The 3,732-nt window shown below is 64.4% G+C and carries 4 protein-coding genes and 1 pseudogene; 3 read left to right on the top strand and 2 right to left on the bottom strand.

Annotated elements, in window-relative coordinates; translation table 11 throughout:
• On the top strand, window positions 1-129 hold a 129-nt coding region (locus MOV74_RS33645; RefSeq protein WP_246931292.1), incomplete at its 5' end, for an NrsF family protein.
• A 10-nt stretch (window positions 130-139) separates the two neighbouring features.
• Here the strand turns inward: MOV74_RS33645 and MOV74_RS33640 are convergent.
• On the bottom strand, window positions 140-1,243 hold the full coding sequence (locus tag MOV74_RS33640; RefSeq protein WP_246931291.1) for a DUF2336 domain-containing protein: 1,104 nt from the start codon (window positions 1,241-1,243) through the stop codon (window positions 140-142).
• Window positions 1,244-1,306: 63 nt separating this feature from the next.
• Window positions 1,307-2,464: a GGDEF domain-containing protein gene (locus MOV74_RS33635; RefSeq protein WP_246931290.1), complete on the bottom strand. Its 1,158-nt coding sequence runs from the start codon at window positions 2,462-2,464 to the stop codon at window positions 1,307-1,309.
• A 437-nt stretch (window positions 2,465-2,901) separates the two neighbouring features.
• On the opposite strand from MOV74_RS33635, the gene MOV74_RS33630 reads away from it, so the two are divergent.
• Window positions 2,902-3,471, top strand: a complete 570-nt coding sequence (locus MOV74_RS33630; protein ID WP_246931289.1) for a sigma-70 family RNA polymerase sigma factor — start codon at window positions 2,902-2,904, stop codon at window positions 3,469-3,471.
• A pseudogene (locus MOV74_RS33625) lies at window positions 3,468-3,732 on the top strand (hypothetical protein); the annotation flags it as partial. The gene MOV74_RS33630 and the pseudogene MOV74_RS33625, both read left to right, overlap by 4 nt.

Raw genomic sequence — 3,732 nt, 5'->3', positions numbered from 1 at the left:
GCCGCGACGCTCTATGCCTCGCACTGCACCGACGACTCCCCGCTGTTCGTCGCGACCTGGTACACGATCGCGACCGCGCTGGTGACGGCGATCGGCGCGGCGGTGGGATCCAAGGTCCTGCGCTACTAACGAGCCGGCATCAGGCCGCCGGCGTCGTGCTCTGCTGCATGCGGTGGAAGCGCAGCACCTGCTGTGCGGTCGAACTGCGGAGCGCCTCGTAGGCGTCGCGCAGCGTCAGCATGTCGGTCTGCGAGCCGCCTGAGAGCTTCTCGCGCATGGCGATGATGGCCCGCACGCTCGGCCAGGACATGCCCGCGGCCTTGGCGAGGATCATCACGCCCTCAGTGCGGCTTTCGATCATCATGGTCTCGGCGGCCCCGACCGCGACGCCCGCGAGCGCCGCGAGCCCCGCATTGGTTTCGTCGAACTTGCCCTGCTCGGCGAACGTGGTGATCTGGAATTCGTTGAGACGGCCGTCCTGGTGCAGCGACTTCACCAGCGCACGGGCCATCTCGGTTTGCCTCGTCATGGCGGCGGCGCGGACCCGCTGGGCCGCTTCCTGGACCACGCTCGACACCTCGTCCATAAGCTCCGGATGGGCGGCCTCAAGCTTTTTGCGCACGCTGGAGGATGCCTTGGCGACCAGCCTCAAATAGTGATGACGGGGCAGGTCCGGCCGCAGGCCGATGCAGGTGGCGAGGTCGTCGTCGCGTTCGGCACGGGTGACGAGATCGGTGAGGCTTCCCTCGGAGAGCCGCGCACCGGGATTGCTGACGGTCGACTGCACCACGTCCTCGTTGCCCCGCGTCACCAGCACGTCGGTCAGCGCCTCCGACAGCATCCGTCGCAGCGAGATCGCCTTGAGATGCGCCTGGCCCCTCGTGCGCGCGATTTCGATCAAGGTCGTCTCGTCCAGCCGTTCCGATTTCGACAGCACCGGGCCGGAGACCTCGACGACCTCGTCGAGCGCGAGCGTGCGGATGATGTTCGGCGGGGCGGCCGCGATCGGTGCGAGGCGGTCGGCGAGCAGCGCCCTGGCTGACGTCTCGATCTGCCCGATCAGGCACTGGAACACGTCGTCGAAAACGCGGATATGGTCGTCGGAATAATCCACCGCGTTGCCCACGAAGAGATCGGTCACGCGGCGCAGCGTCTCGACCCGGCGCGCGACGGTGCCGTGCGAGAGCGCAGCCTGCAATTCCTCGAGCAGATTCTCGGATGATCTCGCGGATTTGGATCTCATAGCCCTGTCCTGGAGCGTTCGGTCCGGAGGCAGCTTCTGCCCTGCCGGGAGAAAATGGATTGGTCAGCTTGTTGCAATACGGTTGCGCCCTTGCGCCTTGGCGGAATAGAGCGCGCGGTCGGCGCGCGCGAGAAACGTGTCGGCAGTATCGACGTCGCGAAGCGTCACGACGCCCGCAGAAATGGTCACGTGCATGCCCGGGGAGAATGCGCTCCAGTCGAGATCGGCGACGATGCTGCGCAAGCGCTCGAGCATGCGCTGCGCCGAATCGCCCGACGTGTCCGGCAGCAGCAGCAGGAATTCCTCGCCGCCATAACGGCCGAAGCTGTCGGCCGGGCGGATGTTGGCGAACATCGTGATCGCGAAGGTGCGCAGCACCTCGTCACCGACGGGATGGCCGTGGGCGTCGTTGATGCGCTTGAACCAGTCGAGATCGATCAGCGCGATCGCGCACGGCGTCGATGTCTGCCGCGACTTTTCGATCTCGGCGTCGAGAAGGCGCATGATGCAGCGGCGGTTGTAGGAGCCGGTGAGTTCGTCGAGCTCGGCCAGTTCCTCGATGCGTTGATAGGCGGCCTTTAGTTCGATGCTGCGCCGGTACAGAATCTTGCGCAGGGTGGCGCCGAACAGGCCGAGGAAGGCGCACTGGCCGATCACCAGCACGAAGCAGAGCATCGAGGCGGTTCGCTCCAGGCGGGTCTTAACCGGCAGCCCGATCGGCAGGTCCGAGCCCAGGAAGACCAAGCCAAGCCCGCAGGTGGCAAGGCCCCAGGTGACCATCGCCTGGCTCGAAGTCATCCGCAGCGTGCCAAACGCGAAGATCAGAAACAGCACGGCGAGGAACGCGACCCCGACCGTCGGCACTGCGAGCAGAAACACCAGCTGCAGCGCCATATGCGCCGAGATCTGGAAGACGGTGAGATAATGATCCTGGAACCGGTCTCCGAAGCCGGCTTCCGACAGCACGGTGAAGGTGCCGATGATCAGGAGGCCGCCGAGCCAGAACAGCGATGGGACGGCCATCGAGACCGCCCCGCCATAGGCGTAGAGCAGCAGGACCGAGGCGCCCAGCGAGTAGCTCGCGGCTTGGCCGATATACATCTGGCGGCGCTGGCGGACCCGGCGCGCCAGAACGTCGGGGGCCGCTGCCTCGGGCGTGAGGACGAGATCCGCGACCTCAGCGGCATTCCTCTCGGGAAAGGACGTCGCGGCCGTGCTCATGGTCCCGCCAGTGGTGGATGTCAGCGTAAAAATCTACGTGGCAAGCCTTTAGGTTTGGTATCCTTGGAAATCGAATCCGAACCGTGCAGCGCGGAACAAGGTCATAGGCCGGCGGAAGAATTTTTTACCGGTGATCAGGCTTCGTTGCGATGCGATCGAGCCAAAGGCCGGCTTGGCGAGACATATGTCGTGCAGGGCTGCTATGGAACCGGATGAGGTCGGGCCGCCTGTGCCGGACAGGTATCCGCAGGGAAATATCTCAGTATTATGTTACCGATCTGGATTATGGCGGCCGACGGCCGCGACTGGGACAAGAAAAATGCGCGTATGTGGGGTGGATCACATAGGCGCCCGTACGACTGCGGTAGCCTGAACAATTTTGCCCCCCGCGTCGAACCGTCCGCCGTATCGACCCGACCAACTTTGCGAGACGGCCTTTGAGCGTGACACAGGCGGCTTCGGACGAGGTCCTCATCGCTAGGATCGCCCAAGGTGACCGGCTCGCCATGCAGGTGCTGTACGGGCGGCACCATGTCAGGGTTTACAGGTTCGGTCTCAGGCTCGTGCGGGATGAGCAGGCGGCGGAAGACCTCATCAGCGAGGTATTTCTAGACGTCTGGCGTCAAGCCGGGAAGTTCGAGGGCCGATCCGCCGTTTCCACCTGGCTGCTGGCAATCACCCGATTCAAGGCCCTGTCTGCGCTGCGGCGCAGGAAGGATTTCGAGCTGGACGAAGAGGCCGCCAACGCGATCGAGGATACGTCCGACGATCCGGAAACGGCGGTGCAGAAAAAGGATACCAGTGAAGCGTTGCGGGAGTGTCTGACGGGCCTCTCGCCCGACCATCGGGAAATCGTCGATCTCGTCTACTACCACGAGAAGTCCGTGGAAGAGGTGGCCGAAATCGTCGGGATACCGGAGAACACCGTGAAGACGCGCTTGTTCTATGCGCGCAAGAAACTGGCCGAACTGCTGAAGGCAGCCGGCATTGAGCGAGGCTGGCCATGATGGCTTTGAGCAAGAAGATGCTGGAGCAAGAGCCCAGTGAAATTGAACTGCTGCTGCCGTGGCACGCCGCCGGCACGCTGAACGCGCGTGACGCGCGCCGTGTCGAGGAAGCGCTGGCGCGCGATCCCGCGCTTGCCAAGCAATATGCCGCGATCCGCGGCGAGTACGAAGAGACCATCCATCTGAACGAGAGCCTGGGTGCTCCGTCGACGCGTGCGATGCAGAAGCTGTTCGCCGCGATCGACGCCGAGCCGGCGCGGG

Source organism: Bradyrhizobium sp. SHOUNA76, assembly GCF_023006445.1.
GTDB lineage: Bacteria > Pseudomonadota > Alphaproteobacteria > Rhizobiales > Xanthobacteraceae > Bradyrhizobium.
The sequence above is the reverse complement of the archived record's forward strand: the minus strand, read 5'-3'. Positions and strand labels throughout refer to the sequence as shown.